This is a genomic window from Dyella silvae, assembly GCF_026421305.1.
GTDB classification, from domain to species: Bacteria; Pseudomonadota; Gammaproteobacteria; order Xanthomonadales; family Rhodanobacteraceae; genus Dyella; species Dyella silvae.
This window is the reverse complement of the sequence record NZ_JAPJBQ010000001.1, coordinates 832,221-849,442: the sequence shown is the minus strand read 5'-3', so window position 1 is coordinate 849,442 and position 17,222 is coordinate 832,221. Positions and strand designations below refer to the sequence as shown.

The following is a 17,222-nucleotide window of genomic DNA, read 5'->3' as shown; positions in this document are numbered from 1 at the left end:
CCCGCGTCGCAAGGCGCGGGGTTTCTTTGTTTCTGGAACGGGGATACAGGAACCACTGATGGCAGATCGCAGGGATTTTCTGAAAGCATCGTTGCTGGGTGCTTCAGCCGTGGCATTGGCGAGTGGCGCGAACGCGCTGACGGGGCCGACAGGTACTGGCAAGACCGCCGGGCAGGGCAAGGGGCCCCGCGTCATATCGACCTGGGACTTTGGTGTCGCGGCCAACCAAGCTGCGTGGTCGGTACTGGCTAAAGGCGGCCATGCGCTGGACGCCGTGGAAACGGGCGTGATGGTGCCGGAGGCCGACCTGAAGAATCACAGTGTCGGTCGCGCGGGTTATCCCGATCGCGACGGTCATGTGAGTCTGGATGCCAGCATCATGGATGCCGATGGCAGTTGTGGTGCCGTGGCGGCGCTTGAGCACATTGCGCATCCGATCCAGGTGGCGCGCCGCGTGATGGAACGTACTCCGCACGTGTTGCTGGTGGGTGATGGCGCGTTGCAGTTCGCACTGGAGCAGGGCTTCAAGAAAGAGGAGCTGCTGACGCCCGAATCCGAACTGGCCTGGAAGGAGTGGTTGAAGACCGCGCACTATCAGCCTTCTGCCAATAGCGAAGTGCGCGATTACGGCAAGACGGGTCTGCCTGGCGGCAAGGACAATCACGACACCATCGGCATGCTGGCTATCGATGCGCAGGGACGTCTGGCGGGCGCGTGCACCACCAGTGGCATGGCATGGAAATTACGCGGCCGCGTGGGCGACAGCCCGATCATCGGCGCGGGCCTGTACGTCGATGGCGAGGTGGGCGCCGCCACATCTACCGGTGTGGGCGAGGAAGTCATCCGCAACGCTGGTAGCTTTCTGGTCGTGGAGCTCATGCGGCAAGGGCGTTCACCGCAGGAGGCCTGCCGCGAAGCTGTCATGCGTATCGTCAAGAAGCGTCCCCATGCATCGAAAGATTTGCAGGTGGGATTTCTCGCGATGAATCGCGACGGCGAGGTCGGCGCCTTCGCGATCCAGCCGGGCTTCTCTTATGCGGTATGCGATGCCCAGCGACAGGATGGTTTGTTGCCGGCGAAGAGCGTGTATTGAGATGTCACGCTCTGAAGCGCCACGACGCTTGCTGGAAGTCGCCGCCAACTCGCTGGCCTCCGCGCTCGCTGCGCAGGCCGGTGGTGCGGGGCGCATCGAACTGTGCACGGCGCTGGAACTGGGCGGGCTTACGCCCTCGCATGGAGAGATCAGCCTGGTGCGGGAGCGGGTGCAGCTGCCGCTGTACGTACTTATCCGGCCTCGCGCGGGCGACTTCCTCTACGACGATGACGAGCTGGACACCATGCGGCGCGACATCGAAGCCTGCGTGGCACTGGGATGCGACGGCGTCGTGATCGGTGCGCTCGATGCGGGCGGCGATGTCGACACGGCCCGTTGCCGAACGCTGATCGGTGCGGCCGCAGGCATGGGCATCACCTTCCATCGCGCCTTCGACCTGGTGCGCGATCAGGCGCGATCGCTGGAGGATGTCATCGCGCTGGGGGCCGAGCGCGTGCTCACCTCAGGCGCCAGACGGACCGCGAGAGAAGGCGCCAGACGCATACAGGTGCTCATGGAGCAGGCGCGTGGGCGCATCGTGGTCATGCCGGGGGCGGGCATCGACGCCGGCAATATCGCCGAGCTGGCGATGCTTACCGGAGCGCAGGAGTTCCATGCTTCGGCCAAGCGCGTTCATGACTCGGGCATGCATTACGCGCCGTCCGATACGCTGGGCATGGCAGGTGGCGAAACACGCACCGACGAGAACGAAGTGCGTGCGCTGGTGCAGCAACTAGCCGTGGCGTGATGCTCGCCACGGTAGCCGGTCATCAGAACGCCGGGCGGCTCAGGCAGTGAACTGCAACCTGGCTAGCTCGGCATAGAGACCACCTTCAGCCAGCAGGCTCTGGTGCGTGCCTTGCGCCACGATGCGGCCGCCATCCATCACCACGATGCGATCGGCGCGCTGCACGGTAGCAAGGCGGTGGGCGATCACCAGCGTCGTACGGCCCTTCTCAAGGCGTTCCAGCGCCTGCTGAATGGCGGCCTCGGATTGAGCATCCAATGCCGAGGTCGCTTCATCCAGCAGCAATAGCGGCGCGTCACGCAGGATGGCCCGGGCAATGGCAATGCGCTGGCGCTGACCGCCAGAGAGACGCACTCCGCGTTCGCCCAGTTCCTCGTCATAACCCTTACTCAGGGCGCTGATGAACTCATGTGCCTCGGCGGCACGGGCGGCATCGTGTACTTCGTCGTCGCCGGCGTCCTGTCGGCCGAAGCGAATATTGTCGGCTGCGCTGCCGCTGAAAATCACCGTCTCCTGGGGCACCAGCGCAATAGCGCCGCGCAGTTCGGGCAAGGCGAGCGCGCGCAGATCGACACCATCAATCGTGATGCGGCCGCTCTGGGGATCGTAGAAACGCAGCAGCAGCGCAAACACGGTGCTCTTGCCTGCGCCCGACGGTCCTACCAGTGCCACCGTTTCGCCCGGCTTGATGTCCAGATCGAAATCGTGGAGTGCCGGTGCCTCGGGGCGGGTGGGGTAGTGGAACGCGACATTTTCGAAACGCAACGCGCCATGCATCGGTTTGGGGAGCCGCGAGGGTTGCGCCGGGCTGGTGATATCAGCGCGTTCTTCGAACAGCTCGCCGATGCGCTCCATCGCGCCTGCTGCGCGCAGCACATCGCCCCATACCTCGGACAGGCCCGCCAGCGAACCTGCGGCGAAGATGGCATACAGCACAAACTGGCCCAGCACGCCTGCGCCCAGCGTGCCGTTGATCACGTCGCGTGCACCGGCCCACAGCACCAGCGTGATCGCGCCAAAGAACAACACGATGACGGTCGCGGTAAGCATCGAACGCATGCCGATGCGCTTGCGTGCCGTCGCCAGCGCACGCGTGATGGCACTGCCATAGCGTGTGCTTTCGATATCTTCGCGTGCATACGCTTTGACCGCCGGGGCGGCATTGAGCGTTTCATTGGCGATGGCGGCCGTGTCGGCGAGGCGGTCCTGACTGGCGCGTGACAGCTTTTGCACGCGGCGGCCGAATAGCAGAATAGGTAGCATCACCGCGGGAATCACCAGCGCTGTCAGGCCGGCCAGGCGCGGGCTGGTCCAGATCATCATGCCGGAGGCGCCGAGCAGCATGACGGCGCTGCGCAAGGCCACCGAAATGCCGGAGCCGATGAGCGCCTGGATGACTTCGGTATCGGTGCCCAGACGCGAGATCAATTCGCCGACGCGGCTGCGCTCAAAGAAACTGACGTCAAGCCTGATCACATGCGCGTACAGCTTGGCGCGCAGTGAGGCGAGGGCACGTTCGCCGAGCAGCGTGATGCAGTAATAGCGCGCGGCCGTGGCAAACGCGAGCACCAGCGCCACACCGAACAGGCCAAGAAACGTGGCATTGATCGCACTGGCATTGGAGTGGACGAAGCCCTGGTCGATCATGTGCCGCACGGCCATGGGCAGTGCCAGGGTGGCCGACGAGGAAATGGCCAGAAACACCAGCCAGCCAACGGCAAGGCGGCGATGCGGCTTGAGGAAGGGCCATAGCTTCAGCAGGGCGCCGACACGTTTGGAGGGGCGAGGGGTGTCGGCGGGTTGGCTCATGGCGTCCTGTGATGGGCGGGCGCCGGATGGGCGCATGACCCTCAAGTTTGGGGGAGTTTCCGGCTGATTCAATCCAGCCTGCGAGCGCTGTGCCGGCCGCGCGTGATATCGGTAAGGCGTACCTGCGCCTCTGCGACCTGGCTTTCGGGCAACTGCACTTCCAGTGTCACGCCCTCGGCGCCGAAGGTTTCTTGCAGCACGCTGGCGTCGAGTTCACGCAGGCGTGCCTTGAGCAGGGTGAGCTCGGCGAAGTCGCAGCGCATGCCAAGTCGTGCCATCGCCACGATGGGCAGACGCTCGGCCCGGCGCAGGCATTCGGCCGCCGTGCCGCCGTAAGCGCGCACCAGGCCACCCGCGCCGAGCTTGATGCCGCCATACCAGCGGGTCACCACCACCACGGCGTGGTCGATGCCCTGGCCTTCGATGGCCTGAAGGATGGGGCGGCCGGCAGTGCCACCGGGTTCGCCGTCATCGTTGAAGCGATAGTCCTGGCCAATGCGATAGGCCCAGCAATTGTGCGTGGCTGCCGGGTCGCTCACCTGGCGCACGAACGCCAGTGCCTCCTCGGGTGTCTGCACCGGTGCGGCCTGCGCGAGAAAACGGCTCTTCTTGATGTCCTCGCTGTGCTGGCAGGCCGTGGCGAGGGTGTACAGCGTGTCACTCATGATCGGGCAACTGGGCTCGCAAATCGTCGGGCAAGGGCTGGTCGGGATGCATCTGCTGGAAAGCAGCGAGCCGTTTCAGGGCTTCGTCGCGACGTTGTTGCGCGAACAGTTGGCGGATCTTGTCGAGCTCCTGCACAGGCGTGTCCGTCGGATTAGGCGCTGTGGGATCGATGACAGGCGCGGCGCGCATGGAGGCGGCAGCCGCCTTCATGGCCATCACCGCGTGGCTGCTGTAGTCAGCGCGCGATTCGGAGGCGACTTCCGGCGCGGGCGCTGACGGAGGGGCCGGGGCCGGCATGGCAGCGCGTGGCGCGGGTGCCGGTTCGGCGATCTGCGAGGTGATGGTCATCGGGGCCGGTGCCGCGACAGGTGGTGTGGCCTCGCGGGTTGCCAGTGCGGGTGTCATGACACGTGCTTTTGCTACCGGGCGCGCAGATGCCTGCATCTGGGGCGCATTTTGCGCAGCAGACGGCGCTGCGGCTGCCGCCGGTGGTGCCGCTTGTTCGGCGGCAGCCACAGGGGAGGTAGCGGCCGGCTGTGGCGCTGGCGCACCTTCCTTCATTTCGGCTTGGGCAGGTATCTGCGGCACGCTGGAAGGCTGCTCGTACCAGCGCCAGCTCACCCCCGCCACGAGAACCAGCACGGCGGCGCTTGCGGCAGCGACGGGCCACCTCGGCATGCGCTTCGTGCGAGATGGGCGCACGGCACCAGCCGCCGCTTGCCGCACGGCCTCGTCGAGTGCCGGCTTCGGCTCCTTGCGCGGCAGGCTGCGGTACAGCGCCTTGAGCTCGTCTTCGCCGGGCAGCGGTTCGTCGTCGTGGTGATCGTGCGTATTCATTCGGCCAACTGTTCGCGCAATCGGTTCATGGCATAGCGCAGGCGCGACTTCGCCGTTTCGCGTCCCACGCCGGTGATGTCGGCAATCTCCTCCACGCTCAGATCATTTTCGAGGCGCAGCAGCACAGCGGTGCGCTGTTCCTCGGGCAATTGCTCAATAGCCAACTGAAGCTTGCGGCGACGTTCAAAGTCGGACAGTACATGGTCCGGCTGTTCGTGGTCGGGCGAGGCCAGAGTCTCAAAGACCTGCTCCGCATCCTCTCCGGTCGCCACGGGGCGTTTGCGCCGATGGCTGTCGATCAGAAGATTGTGTGCGATCTGCAGCAGCCAGGTCGTGAACTTGGCCTGTGGGGTATAGCGTGCGCGCGCGGCGATGACACGGCTCCAGGTCTCCTGGAACAACTCGTCTGCCAGCTGCGGATCGCGGGCCGCGCGCAGTAGAAACCGGTACAGCGTGCCCTTGTGGCGCGCATACAACGTGTCAAACGCCGACATCTGGCCCTTTGCATAGGCCAGCATCAGTGTTGCATCGTCGTCCACAGGAGCATCCATGGGCGGCGAGGTTAAGCCAAACCGGCCGCGCCGGTAAGCGTCAGGGGCGACCGGCAGTGATGGGGCGCACGGTTGGGACCAGCGCATGGGCAAGTGGATCCATTCGATGGCTCATGGTTGTGAAACGCACGGCCGGCGCCGGTGGGGTTAACCGGGCCACACGGACTGGGCTACTGCGGTGTGTAGGCCCAGACTTTGGATTCGCCACCCGTGCTCAGGATGCGCCCGTCGCGGCGGATCAGTTGCTCCGTGGTGCGGTCACGGCTCAGCGTCCTGTCACCCAGCCGCGCGGTGGAAATGGTCTGTACCGTGGCCTGCTTGCGGTTAGCCGACAGTTCAATATTTTTGATCTCGAGCTCGATATCGAGTGCGACGAGGCCCCCGGACGCGTCGCTGATGCGCTTCATCAGGGCAATGGATTTGTTCTGCTGATCGCACAGCGCCTTCTTGTCGAAGGTCTGTTCGACGGACTGGCCACCCATCTGGGTCAACTGACTGCCATGGAAATCATCCGACAGACGCTTGCACAGGCTCTCGGCGTCGAACTGCCGGATCGCTTCGGTCTGTTGCGCGTAGCTTTCGCGAATCTGCGCATCGGTCATGCGGCGGCTGGCATCGAAATACCACCATGCCAGGCCGGCCAACAGGGCCAGCAGTATCAGCTTCTTCACGGTTTCCTTCCCCTGGTACGAGCCGTTGTCGGACGGTCGGCGCCGCCTGTCCATCAGTAGCGCAACTTCTTGCGACTATGGCACGACGGGAAGGTGGTGTCATCCGGGCTGGCAAGTACCCGGTACCGGACTCAGGGAATGGGGTCGCCCGCTACCGGGCGGCTGAAGTCTTCGGGCGCGAGCTTCTGGGTGAGGCGGAACACGCCTTCATGCACCTTGCGGGGCAATACGATGTCCAGCACGGTGGTCTGATGGGCGGCGAGCGCGTGAAACAAGTCATGGCCTGGCTCGGTAGTGGCCACGGCGTGATGCACCAGTCCACGCAGGTTGGCCGGCTGTACGGTCGCGCTGTAGGGGCGGTGCGCTTCGACAGTCGCACGCAGCGTCTTGCGGCTGTTGTCCGGATGACTCACGCGCGGCGCGCCTGCCAGCAGCGCATGGTTGAGAAAGAACGACACCACATTGCCGTGGCGGCTGTTGGCCTGCCGGTCGAGCATGAAGCCTTGCGGCATCCAGTCGGGATTCGGTGGCGTGCCTGCATTGAGCAACAGGCGGCTGCCATGCAGCGCCTCGCCACTTTCGTCGGCGAGGCGGACGATCAACAGGCTGCGCGGGTCGTGCAAATGCACGCGAGCGGGGAACGGTCCGACCGGCTCAAACTCCACCATGTCGCTATCGCGCGCGGCATTTTCCGCATCGAAGTCGTCGCACAACTGCGCATAGGCATCGGCATGATCGACGCGTAGGCAACGCAGCAAGGCATCGATAGTGGCGTGCGGCGCGGCGGCCATGATGCCTTGCTCAACGCCGGAGTGCGCCGCGCCGGGAATCAACTTGAAGGCGGTGCGAGGCGAGGCCGTGATGTTCAGCGCCAGCATGTCGGCTGACTGGCCATCAGGCCGTGCAAGCACGGCATGCCGCGCATTGAGGTTGGCCGCGGCGATGCGTACGACGCCGTCAGATCCATCCTCGCCCGTGTAGCTGTTGATATGGTCATACAGCGAGCGGTCCGGGCGGTCGCCGGTCAGCACGAACAGATATTGGCCGCTCTGTGCGAGGTCGCCGCCGTGGATGTGATCGAGGTTGAGCGACAGCGATTCGGCGCTGCCCAGTTCCAGCCAGTCAAGGATGCGCTGGCCCGGTTCCACGCCGTCGACCCATGCATGCAGCCGTCCCAACACACCCTTGCCAAGTTGCGCCAGCGCTGACCCGAAGTTGGCGGGTGCCAGCATCATCAGATGCGTGAGGCGGATGGTGCTGAAAGCGCCGGGGCGTTCACGTTGTGCGCGCAGCCATTCGCGAACGACCGGCCCGCCGGTGGAATGCGTGATGCAGGCGAAGCGGCTATCCAGCAGATGCAGGTCGCGCAATGCGTGGTCGAACGCGCGCACCACGTCGGCCATGGTGACGGTGTCGTCGAAGCTCACGTATTCGGAAAGCCAGATATCGGCGACCTTCAGCGCCACTCCCTGGGCGGCCGCCTGTTGCTGCAACCGCAGGGGCAGGGCGCCATAGGTCGAGGTGTTGGTGACGCTCCAGCCGTGCACGAAAACGAGCGTAGTCATGGTCCGGTTCCTTGCCTGGGTTCCGCCTTCCTGGTGGCTGGCATGTCCATAGGGGATGGCCCTTCTATGGCGTGCGCTATCGCCTCGTGTCGCGGTAAGGCCCTAAGATGCCATGACTTTCCACGGACTTGGGAATCCGCATGCTGACTCTCCTGTTTGTCATGCTGCTGGTGGCGGCGCTGCTTTATCGCCGGCGCTGGCGCCGGACGGGGCATGTGCTGATCGCCATGGCGACGCTGCTGTTCTTCGCCGTGGGTTGCGGGGCGGTGCCGCGTTGGTTGATCCGTGGCCTGCAGAGTCCCTATGACGTGGAGCCTGCGATCGCGTGGGCACCGCGTAATGCCATCGTGCTGCTCGGTGGCGGCACTACCGTGGCGGGCGATGAACCGTTGCAGCCTTCGTATTTCGCGGATGGTCGCGTGTTGCGCGCGGCGCAGCTGTATGTCGCCTGCAAGGCCGCCGGCAAGGAATGCCGCGTGCTCGTGTCAGGCGGCGATTCGCAGGACCACGGCGAACCCGAGTCCGTCGTCTACGGCCGCGCGCTGGAGAAGCTGGGCATTCCGTCAGCCGATCTGTCGTACGAAACACGCAGCATGTCCACCTGGCAGAACGCGCAATTCAGCCGTCCGCTGCTGGTCGACTACGCGCCGCAACACACGGTGCTGGTGACGTCGGGCATTCATCTGCGCCGGTCGTTGCTGTACTTCGAGCATTTCGGCATCACGCCACAACCGGTGGCCGGGGACTGGATGAATGCGCGCCGCGAAGTCATCCCCGATTCGTGGAACTACTTGCTGGCTGACGCCGCCATGCACGAGTACCTGGGCATCCTGCGTTACCGCGTCTACAACGCGTTGGGTTGGAATGCGCCGAAGGCGCCGTTGTTATCGCACTAACTTGCGTTTTCCGTTCATTTTCCAGCCAGCTACTGCACGCGCTTTTGCGTAACCTTGCGCGGCCACTCTTGCTGACACTTTCCTGATGCATCCCGATCCGTCGTCTGAGCCGCACTCGCGTGCGGCGCTTCCGCTTGCCCCTTCGCTGGACCCCACGTTGTCTGCGGCGCATATGCCGCGGCACTTCCGTCCCTTGGGGCGGCGCGTGCTATGGATCGCCACGCTGGCGATGATGCTCGGCGCCGTGGTGGCGCTGGTTGCACGCCTGCTCACCGGGTTGATCGGACTGGTAACCAACCTGGCGTTCTATGGCCGCGTGAGCACTGAATTCAGCAGCCCGGCCGGCAATCATCTTGGCCTTTGGGTGATCGGCGTGCCGGTGGTAGGCGGTCTTATCGTCGGCGTGATGGCGCGCTGGGGATCGCGTGCCATTCGCGGCCACGGTATTCCTGAGGCGATGGAGCAGGTGCTGCTCAACGAAAGCCGCATCCCGCCGCGCATCACCTGGCTGAAGCCGGTGTCGTCCGCCATCGCCATTGGTACGGGCGGCCCGTTTGGTGCGGAAGGTCCCATCATCGCGACCGGCGGCGCGCTGGGTTCGCTGGTGGGGCAGTTGCTCCATGTGACGGCCGATGAGCGCAAGACGCTGCTCGCCTCTGGCGCCGCAGCCGGCATGGCCGCAGTGTTCTCTGCGCCGATCTCGTCGATCTTGCTGGCCATCGAACTGCTCTTGTTCGAACGCCGTGCGCGTTCGTTGATTCCTGTCGCGTTGGCGGCGGCGATTGGTACCGGCGTGCGCTATGTGCTGGAAGGCAACGAGCCGATGTTCCCCATGCCGGACATTGCCACGCCGGCCTTCAGTGCACTGATCGCGTACATGGTCATGGGCGTCATTGTTGGCGTGGCCAGCGTCGGCATCACCAAGCTCACGTATGCCATCGAGGATGGCTTCGAGAAGCTGCCGATCCACTGGATGTGGTGGCCTGCCATCGGTGGCGTGGTGGTGGGTGTCGTCGGTTATCTGATGCCCACAACGCTGGGCGTGGGCTACACCAATATCGCGGCGGTCATCGCCGGCCAGATCGGTCTCGGCGGCATGTTGGCGTTGTGCCTGATGAAGCTGCTGTCCTGGTCGGTCGCCCTGGGTAGCGGCACATCGGGCGGTACGCTGGCGCCCTTGTTCACCATCGGCGGTGCGCTGGGTGGCGTGTTGGGTCTGCTTTGTGTGGCATGGCTGCCGTGGCTGCAGGTAGATGCCAAGGTGGCGGCACTGGTGTGCATGGCCGCGATCTTTGCGGGCGCGTCGCGCGCCTTCCTCACCTCGGTGGTGTTTGCCTTTGAGACCACGCAGCAACCGCATGGCCTGCTGCCGCTGCTGTGCGGCTGTGCGACTGCGTATCTGGTCTCCGGCCTGATGATGCGCAACACCATCATGACCGAGAAGATTGCGCGCCGCGGGGTGCGCGTGCCGACGGAGTATGCGGCGGATTACCTGGAGCGCATCAGCGTGGCCGATGCCTGCAGCCGCGACGTGGTGAGCCTGCGTGCATCACAGCGTCTCGGCGAGGTGCGCGAGTGGCTTTCCACGGAGCAGGTAGCAGCCCGCCATCAGGGCTTCCCGGTACTTGATGAGGGTGGTCGTTTGCTCGGCGTAGTGACGCGCAGGGATCTGCTCAATGGTGCGGTGGGCGGCGATGCCATCGTCCAGTCGCTGGTGCATCGCGCGCCGCTGGTGGTGCGCGAAGATCACACCTTGCGCGAAGCGGCTGATCACATGGTCGAGGCCGATGTGGGCCGTCTGGTAGTGGTGGGCGGCAAGGATATGCAGCAGGTGGTAGGCATCATCACGCGTGGTGATTTGCTGAAAGCACATGCGCAGCGTTTGCGCGAAGCGCATGAGCCTAGCCGTCACCTGGGTGGCAAGAGCGCGACCTGACCGCGCTCTTGCCAGTCTCATCAGGCAGGCTGCTTGAGCGAGGCGATATCGATCACGAAGCGATAGTGCACGTCGCTCTTGAGCATGCGATCGTAAGCGTGGTTGATATCCTTGATGTCGATCATCTCGATGTCGCTCACGATGTTGTGCTCGGCGCAGAAATCCAGCATTTCCTGCGTTTCGGCGATGCCGCCGATGGCCGAGCCCGAAATCGAGCGGCGACCCAGGATCACCATGCCTGCCTGCACCGGCGGATCGAGCGGTTCGAGCTGGCCCACCAGGCAATGCACGCCGTTGAGCTTCAGCGTGGCGAGGTAGGGGTTCAGATCGTGCGGTGACGGCACCGTGTCGAGAATGAAGTCGAATTGCTTGGCCGCCGCCGACATCTGCCTGGCATCGGTGGAAAGCACCACGTGGTCCGCACCAAGGCGGCGTGCTTCGGCTTCCTTGCCCGGCGTGCGAGTGAACAAGGTGACGTCAGCACCCATCGCCTTGGCGAACTTCAGGCCCATATGGCCAAGACCGCCGAGGCCAATCACCGCCACCTTGCTGCCCTTGCCGATGTTCCAGTGGCGCAGCGGCGACCAGGTGGTGATACCGGCGCACAGCAGCGGTGCCGCCGCCTTGAGATCCAGCTTGTCGGAAATGGACACCACAAACTTGTCCGACACGACGATGCGCTCGGAGTAGCCACCGAAGGTCGGCAGGCCATCACGACGATCCATCGCGTTGTAGGTCCAGGTCGGGCCTTCCTCACAGTACTGCTCGAGACCGGCGTTGCACGACGCGCAGTGCCGGCACGAGTCGACCATGCAGCCGACGCCGACGGTGTCGCCCGCCTTGAACCGGGTCACCTGGCTGCCCACGGCGGTGACGCGGCCCACGATCTCGTGACCCGGCACCATCGGATAAATGCTGCCGTGCCATTCGTTGCGGGCCTGGTGGATATCCGAGTGGCAGACGCCGCAATAGAGGATGTCGATCACCACATCGTCCGGGCGCGGGTCGCGGCGCTCGAACTGATGCGCGGCCAGCGGCGATGTGGCGTTCTGTGCGGCGTAGCCGCGAATCGAAAGGGCCATGCGTAACTCCTTGGAGGGGACGGCGAAGGGCGCAGTATGGTCGGCCGGGTGGGGCGTCGGGTAGCCGGATCCTGCGGAATCCTTGCCTGATCCTGCAAGGCGCCGCGTGAGCTACTCGTCTTGGCGCGGAGGAACAGGCAATCTTGCTGCCAGAGCTCCGCAGGCAGGTCCATGAGCAGCAAGCCATACAGCCCCACGCCGTCATCGCGACTGGAACAGGATCGCGAGGAATTGACAGCCATCGTTGAACGATTGACGCCCACCGAGGGCGTGCATGTCACGGCCTGGCCTGCTTTGACCCTGTTTCGCGCGGACTCGGCCGGTGTGCCGACTTGCGCCATGTATGAGCCCAGCCTGGGGCTGGCGTTGCAGGGGGCCAAACAGATCCTGCTGGGCCAGCACCGCTTCGTCCACGAGCCTGCGTCCTACATGGTGACCTCGGTGGACGTACCGGTGTCCGCCCAGGTCATGCAGGCCTCCGCGGAGCAGCCATGCCTCTGTCTGACCTTCCGGCTCGATCTGCAGCGTATCCGCGACATGCTGCCCGAGGTGGCGTTGGCGCGCGCTGCGGCCGTGTCTTCGCCGGGGCTTTCCTTCAGCGCGCTGGAAGACAGTCTGCTGGACCCGCTGCTGCGTCTTGCGCGACTGCTGGAGGCGCCGAAGGATCTCGCAGTGCTGGGGCCCTTGATCGAGCACGAACTGCTCTATCGCCTGTTGACCGGTGAACAGGGCATCAAGCTGGCGCAGATCGCCACCTCGGGCAGCCAGAGTCACCAGGTGTCGCGCGCCATCGACTGGCTGCGCCGGCACTTCGACGAGCCTTTGCGCATCGAGGCGTTGGCGGGACGCGTCAACATGAGCGCGTCGTCCCTGCATCATCATTTTCGCGCCATCACGGCGATGAGTCCGCTGCAATACCAGAAGCAACTGCGCCTGCATGAAGCGCGGCGATTGCTGCTGGCAGGGCAGTGCGATGTCGCCACGGCGGCCCATCGTGTGGGGTATGAAAGCCCGTCGCAGTTCAGCCGTGAGTACAGTCGTCACTTCGGTGCGCCGCCGCTGCGCGACGTGGCGCGATTGCGGTGGGAGGATGCGGGGTCTGCGGCGTAAGGAGTGGGTAGCAGCTGCCTATTGGGGTGCCGTGCACGCCACTTCTCCCTCTCCCCAGCGGGGAGAGGGCTGGGGTGAGGGGCCAACCTTGCGATACGGATGGATCGAAGCGGGCTTCCGTGCAATTTGTTCGCACCCGGTTTCACCACTAAGAAACTTTCCCGCGAGCACCCACCCCTCACCCCAACCCTCTCCCCGCAGGGGAGAGGGAGCAAAAGAAGCGCGCGGCGTTTCGCTATGGGTTCATCTGTTAGTGACCGAATCGAGGTGGCACACGTCATCTGACAGCGCGATGATGACCGGACACCATCGCCGAAGGACCATCCTATGAAGGGTTTCCGCGTTGTGTTTACGGCCATCCTGGCCACGCTGTTGTTCGCTACGGGGGTGGCCGTTCGCGCATCCCAGGACACGCCCAAGGCCCAGCAGGGTGTTGCCAATCTCTCGGGTCTTCACGACTTCGATTTTCTGGTGGGTGATTGGCACGGGCATCACCGCAAGCTGAAGGAGAAGCTCGCCAACAGCCACGAATGGGTGGAATTCGAAGGCACGCTCAGCATGCGTAAGCTGATGGACGGCTATGCCAACGTCGACGACAACATGTTCAACACACCCGACGGCACCTACCGCGGTGTGGGTCTTCGTTCGTACGATCCGAAAACGGGACAATGGGCGATCTGGTGGATGGATGGCCGCGACCCGTTCGGCAATCTCGATCCGCCAGTGAAGGGTCACTTCGAGCATGGCGTGGGCACGTTCTATGCCCATGACACGTTACGTGGAAAACCTATTCTCGTCCGCTTCGTGTGGTCGAAGATCACGCCGACCACGGCGCATTGGGAGCAGGCTTATTCCGCTGACGACGGCAAAACCTGGGAAACCAACTGGACCATGGATTTCCAGCGAGTAGCGCCGTCAGTCGCTGCCGCGCACTGATCGTCCATCTATTGAAACGCGCTCACGCAAAGCCCCACATGACGTGGGGCTCTGCGCAGTTGGCCAATGGCCGGCGTGGTGGTCAGAACACGAACGGTGGCGTCAGTCCATTGAAGTCGCCGATCACCTTGGCGTCATACGGCCCATTGAGCTGATTGAAGCCGTCGCCAGCAACGTTGAGTGCACCCTGCTGGAAGACAATCTGTTTACCCATGGTGATTTCGATGACGCGATTGTTGAACTGATCGCTGATCAACGTGTGGCCATTGCTCAGCCGTATCGCGCGGGTGGGAAGCGGCGAGGGGTTGCTGCCCGCCTGCGTATTGGTGAAGTACTGCCACGTTACATTGTCGTTGCCGTCCACTTCGACGATGCGGTTGTTGTTGGAGTCAGTGATCAGCGTATGCCCATTAGGCAGGCGGCTTGCAAACGCCGCTCCGCTCACCGTGCCTCCTGCGGTGAAGGTTTTGAAGATAGTCCCATTGGGTCTGATCTCGATGACGCGGTTGTTGTTTTCGTCGGCGATGAGAATGTGCCCGTTTGGCAGCACTTCGGCGCTATTGGGATTGTTGAGCTGGTTGGCGCCATTGCCGGCCGTGCCGGTGGTGCCGTATTGCCAGACGATCTGGCGACCGAAGTTGACCAGAATGATGCGCTGATTGCCCTGGTCGGTGATCAGCACGTGAGGGCCCAGGTGATAGGGGAAGCTGTTTAGGTAAAGCGAGTGGACCGGCGTATTGAGCTGGTTGGGGCCTGCGCCGGCGACGCCTGCCTGGCCGTACTGCCACAGGATGTGGTCGCTCTGATCGACGATGAACACCCGGTTGTCGGGGCAGCCGTTGACGGTGTCTGCGCACCCGGGCAGCCCCGGCGGTGTGCCGGTACCTGATATGAGAGTGAAAGGCCCGATGCGTTCGGCATCATTGACGCCGACGACACTCTGCGGGCCCGGAATGTCCGAGCCATTGCCGAAATGCCACACGACCTGATGCGTAAACCGGTTGATCTCGATAACACGGTTGTTGAACTGATCGGCGATGAGTATGTGGGCGTTGTCGTTCTGCGCGACCGCCGGTAGCGAGTACAGGGCGCTCGAGGCGACGAGTACCGACACCATGGCGGCTAGCAGATGCCGAACCAACGTCTTTTGACGAGGGGTAGATGTCATTAGGGACTCCTCCATTCGGTGAAAAACCAGGGGCAAGTCCATGCGTGCCGCACCTTGTCCGGATGACGTCAATCCGGGACGGTGTCGGTGAGTAAGGCGCGTGAGGGCCTCGCGATGGTCTGCGAACGCGTCCTCCTTTCCATGTTTACCCGTTCCGTGGCTCGCTAAGGCGAGGCGTTGGAACGTTGTTGGTGCTCTTACCAGTTGTACGAAAGACTGATGATCCAGGCGTCGCGTGTCACCTCATTGCTCACTGGATAACCAAACAGATAGCCCGAGCCATGACCACCGTGAACGCCCGACCAGCTGAGCTGGATATCGACAGGCTTGAGGGTCACGCCAATGCCCGCGCGCAGATCCGATCGATAGCGGCTGGTGTGATCCATGGTCAGGTTGCCATTGCGCCGCAGAAAGCCGAGGTGACCAAACAGGTACCAGTTGCCGTGCAATGCGTGACTCCCATTGAGTTCGCCGTACAACACGGGCACGCCGGAATTGAAGTAGTCGGGTGCGTAGTACAAACGCGCCACGATTTGCCGATAGGTGATGCCAGCGTAGGCTTCTGCATACGCATACGATTCGTGTCCCGTGAATCGGCTGTAGGTCACGCCGGCCTCCCAGCTCAGGTTGGGCCGCAGCCGCTGCACGAAGCCCGCATAGCCAAGTAGCTGCGCTGCCGTCTGTTGGTCGATCCGCGCCGATGACACGGCGCCGCCTGCGTACCAGCCACTCGTGGGTGGGTCGTAGCTGATCGAAGCCTGAGCCGACGGGCGATCGTCGCTGAGCGAGATACCGCGAAAGCGATAGTCGGATGCCAGCGATACGCTGCCCGCAACCTGCGCGTGGGCTGCGATCGCAAATAACGCGACACCGGCGGCTAGCATCGCTCGTAACACGGGGCGTTCTCATTGGCGCAGCTCCCCGATGGAAGCATGGGCCGTAGCGCAGTCGCACGTGCAGTTCCCCCGGACTCGCGCCACAGCCGCACATGCATCGATCATGGTCGGCCGCATTGCGACCAAGCCTAGCGCAGTTCTCGTCGCCAGAGCGTCGCGTAGCTGACCTGCCGGGATGTCCGGCGACAGCTGACGAATCAACGCTACCAGCCCGCTGACTTCTGCGGCGGAGAACGATGAACCCGTCACGAAGTCCCAGCGCCGCCCCGGCAGTGTGGTGGGAACATCCTGTCCGGGGGCACGCATGGCACCGGTGATCGCCGCGGATGTCGTGCCTTCATCGGCAATCGCCAGCACGCCCGGCAGCGAGGCGGGAAAGCCGCCATCGGCCGCCGCGCCATCGATGGCGCTGACAACCGTGACATTGCGCGAGAGGGCAATCTCCAGCAGGCGTTCAAGCAGCCTGTCGTAGGGGCCAGCCAGACTCAGATTGACAACCTGGGCGTGGTTTTCCAGTGCGTACTGCAACGCCTTTGCGAGCGTAAAGCTGCTGCACATCGCAGCAGCGTTGGCGGCTTCCTGCCAACAGGCCCGCAAGGCAAGCAGGCGGGCGTCGGGTGCAACACCGGCGATGCCCAACCCGTTTCCCTCGATGGCAACCATAACGCCGGCGACTTCTGTGCCATGCAGTTCTGCACGATAAGGGCCGTTATCTACAAAGTTCTGCGTTTGCGTGACCTGTCCGGCGAGGTCGGGATTCGATGTGTCGACGCCGCTATCCAGTTCCGCAATGGTGATGCCCCTGCCGGTGGTAGTGGCATGAAGCTCGGCGAGATGCCACTGGGACGCCGTGGGTTGCAAGGGGTAAAGCGGGTCACGCTTGGCCAGTACATGAAACAGCTGCATCGGCTCGGCCGACTCCACGCGTGCATCGTGTGCCAGCGCCTGAGTCACTTGCGTTACGGATTTCCCCGGCGCGGTACGCATGACAAAGCAGTCCAGGCCCAGCGCAGGCATCGGCCAGTCGCTGACAAGTTCGAGCCCATACTCGTGCGCGAGTTGTTGGGCGACACGCAGTCGGCTAGTGCTTCCCGTTGTAGCGCTGTAATGGCCGCCGTAATCGGCAGAGGCATGAAGATGAGGAGGTACCGAAGGCAACATCACCAGCACTTGCGATGCTTCGTTACCCACGGCGTCGCCGGCGTGAACGGCCATGGTCGCGTTGGAGGCGCATCCTGCAACGGCAAGTGCGCACACG

At 63.8% G+C, this 17,222-nt stretch carries 16 protein-coding genes; 6 read left to right on the top strand and 10 right to left on the bottom strand.

The features are described from left to right. Positions 1-58 precede the first annotated feature (58 nt). Positions 59-1,093: a glycosylasparaginase gene (locus OQE56_RS03890; RefSeq protein WP_267221716.1), complete on the top strand. Its 1,035-nt coding sequence runs from the start codon at positions 59-61 to the stop codon at positions 1,091-1,093. 1 nt (position 1,094) lies between these two features. After that, positions 1,095-1,841, top strand: coding sequence for a copper homeostasis protein CutC (locus OQE56_RS03885; RefSeq protein ID WP_267221714.1), 747 nt, complete (start codon positions 1,095-1,097; stop codon positions 1,839-1,841). Positions 1,842-1,880: 39 nt separating this feature from the next. Here OQE56_RS03885 and OQE56_RS03880 read toward each other — a convergent pair whose 3' ends face one another. The 6 genes from OQE56_RS03880 to OQE56_RS03855 form a co-directional block, all read right to left on the bottom strand. Then, positions 1,881-3,650, bottom strand: a complete 1,770-nt coding sequence (locus OQE56_RS03880) for an ABC transporter transmembrane domain-containing protein (protein WP_267221712.1) — start codon at positions 3,648-3,650, stop codon at positions 1,881-1,883. Positions 3,651-3,718: 68 nt separating this feature from the next. Further along, positions 3,719-4,315, bottom strand: a complete 597-nt coding sequence (locus OQE56_RS03875; RefSeq protein ID WP_267221710.1) for an IMPACT family protein — start codon at positions 4,313-4,315, stop codon at positions 3,719-3,721. Continuing rightward, the gene (locus OQE56_RS03870; RefSeq protein ID WP_267221708.1) at positions 4,308-5,153 is read right to left on the bottom strand and encodes a hypothetical protein; all 846 of its coding nucleotides are present in this window, start codon (positions 5,151-5,153) and stop codon (positions 4,308-4,310) included. The genes OQE56_RS03875 and OQE56_RS03870 overlap by 8 nt, the downstream gene beginning before the upstream one ends. Further along, the gene (locus OQE56_RS03865; RefSeq protein WP_267221898.1) at positions 5,150-5,704 is read right to left on the bottom strand and encodes an RNA polymerase sigma factor; all 555 of its coding nucleotides are present in this window, start codon (positions 5,702-5,704) and stop codon (positions 5,150-5,152) included. Before OQE56_RS03865 ends, OQE56_RS03870 begins: the two co-directional genes overlap by 4 nt. Before the next feature lie 170 nt (positions 5,705-5,874). After that, positions 5,875-6,375 carry a hypothetical protein gene (locus OQE56_RS03860; RefSeq protein ID WP_267221706.1) on the bottom strand — a complete coding sequence of 167 codons (501 nt, stop codon included), beginning with the start codon at positions 6,373-6,375 and terminating at the stop codon, positions 5,875-5,877. Positions 6,376-6,506: 131 nt separating this feature from the next. After that, complete coding sequence (locus tag OQE56_RS03855; RefSeq protein ID WP_267221704.1) at positions 6,507-7,940, bottom strand: phospholipase; 1,434 nt, start codon at positions 7,938-7,940, stop codon at positions 6,507-6,509. A gap of 140 nt (positions 7,941-8,080) precedes the next feature. Between OQE56_RS03855 and OQE56_RS03850 the strand changes: the two genes are divergently transcribed. Continuing rightward, positions 8,081-8,836, top strand: coding sequence for a YdcF family protein (locus OQE56_RS03850; protein WP_267221703.1), 756 nt, complete (start codon positions 8,081-8,083; stop codon positions 8,834-8,836). A 172-nt stretch (positions 8,837-9,008) separates the two neighbouring features. Beyond that, entirely contained in the window at positions 9,009-10,772 is a 1,764-nt protein-coding gene (locus OQE56_RS03845; RefSeq protein ID WP_267221883.1) for a chloride channel protein, read from the top strand. A 20-nt stretch (positions 10,773-10,792) separates the two neighbouring features. On the opposite strand, the gene OQE56_RS03840 is transcribed toward OQE56_RS03845, so the two are convergent. Next, complete coding sequence (locus OQE56_RS03840; RefSeq protein ID WP_267221701.1) at positions 10,793-11,854, bottom strand: NAD(P)-dependent alcohol dehydrogenase; 1,062 nt, start codon at positions 11,852-11,854, stop codon at positions 10,793-10,795. A 171-nt stretch (positions 11,855-12,025) separates the two neighbouring features. Here OQE56_RS03840 and OQE56_RS03835 point away from each other — a divergent pair, with 171 nt between their 5' ends. Then, complete coding sequence (locus tag OQE56_RS03835; RefSeq protein WP_267221699.1) at positions 12,026-12,964, top strand: AraC family transcriptional regulator; 939 nt, start codon at positions 12,026-12,028, stop codon at positions 12,962-12,964. A gap of 327 nt (positions 12,965-13,291) precedes the next feature. Beyond that, positions 13,292-13,900 (top strand): hypothetical protein, encoded by a 609-nt coding sequence (locus OQE56_RS03830; RefSeq protein WP_267221697.1) that lies wholly within the window; start codon positions 13,292-13,294, stop codon positions 13,898-13,900. 82 nt (positions 13,901-13,982) lie between these two features. Here the strand turns inward: OQE56_RS03830 and OQE56_RS03825 are convergent, their stop codons facing one another. The 3 genes from OQE56_RS03825 to OQE56_RS03815 all read right to left on the bottom strand — a co-directional run bounded on the left by OQE56_RS03825 (position 13,983) and on the right by OQE56_RS03815 (position 17,179). Further along, positions 13,983-15,068 (bottom strand): NHL repeat-containing protein, encoded by a 1,086-nt coding sequence (locus tag OQE56_RS03825; protein ID WP_267221695.1) that lies wholly within the window; start codon positions 15,066-15,068, stop codon positions 13,983-13,985. Positions 15,069-15,265: 197 nt separating this feature from the next. Beyond that, positions 15,266-15,964 (bottom strand): TorF family putative porin, encoded by a 699-nt coding sequence (locus tag OQE56_RS03820; protein ID WP_267221694.1) that lies wholly within the window; start codon positions 15,962-15,964, stop codon positions 15,266-15,268. 9 nt (positions 15,965-15,973) lie between these two features. Continuing rightward, complete coding sequence (locus OQE56_RS03815; protein ID WP_267221692.1) at positions 15,974-17,179, bottom strand: S8 family peptidase; 1,206 nt, start codon at positions 17,177-17,179, stop codon at positions 15,974-15,976. Between the last annotated feature and the right edge of the window lie 43 nt (positions 17,180-17,222).

What these genes read in the sequence shown, in the direction of transcription:
- OQE56_RS03880 (WP_267221712.1), bottom strand. Translation starts at nt 3,650, where the DNA reads ATGAGCCAACCCGCCGACACCCCTCGCCCCTCCAAACGTGTCGGCGCC.
- OQE56_RS03875 (WP_267221710.1), bottom strand. Translation starts at nt 4,315, where the DNA reads ATGAGTGACACGCTGTACACCCTCGCCACGGCCTGCCAGCACAGCGAG.
- OQE56_RS03845 (WP_267221883.1), top strand. Translation starts at nt 9,009, where the DNA reads ATGCCGCGGCACTTCCGTCCCTTGGGGCGGCGCGTGCTATGGATCGCC.
- OQE56_RS03885 (WP_267221714.1), top strand. Translation starts at nt 1,095, where the DNA reads ATGTCACGCTCTGAAGCGCCACGACGCTTGCTGGAAGTCGCCGCCAAC.
- OQE56_RS03855 (WP_267221704.1), bottom strand. Translation starts at nt 7,940, where the DNA reads ATGACTACGCTCGTTTTCGTGCACGGCTGGAGCGTCACCAACACCTCG.
- OQE56_RS03870 (WP_267221708.1), bottom strand. Translation starts at nt 5,153, where the DNA reads ATGAATACGCACGATCACCACGACGACGAACCGCTGCCCGGCGAAGAC.
- OQE56_RS03865 (WP_267221898.1), bottom strand. Translation starts at nt 5,704, where the DNA reads ATGGATGCTCCTGTGGACGACGATGCAACACTGATGCTGGCCTATGCA.
- OQE56_RS03890 (WP_267221716.1), top strand. Translation starts at nt 59, where the DNA reads ATGGCAGATCGCAGGGATTTTCTGAAAGCATCGTTGCTGGGTGCTTCA.
- OQE56_RS03850 (WP_267221703.1), top strand. Translation starts at nt 8,081, where the DNA reads ATGCTGACTCTCCTGTTTGTCATGCTGCTGGTGGCGGCGCTGCTTTAT.
- OQE56_RS03835 (WP_267221699.1), top strand. Translation starts at nt 12,026, where the DNA reads ATGAGCAGCAAGCCATACAGCCCCACGCCGTCATCGCGACTGGAACAG.
- OQE56_RS03840 (WP_267221701.1), bottom strand. Translation starts at nt 11,854, where the DNA reads ATGGCCCTTTCGATTCGCGGCTACGCCGCACAGAACGCCACATCGCCG.
- OQE56_RS03830 (WP_267221697.1), top strand. Translation starts at nt 13,292, where the DNA reads ATGAAGGGTTTCCGCGTTGTGTTTACGGCCATCCTGGCCACGCTGTTG.
- OQE56_RS03825 (WP_267221695.1), bottom strand. Translation starts at nt 15,068, where the DNA reads ATGACATCTACCCCTCGTCAAAAGACGTTGGTTCGGCATCTGCTAGCC.
- OQE56_RS03815 (WP_267221692.1), bottom strand. Translation starts at nt 17,179, where the DNA reads ATGGCCGTTCACGCCGGCGACGCCGTGGGTAACGAAGCATCGCAAGTG.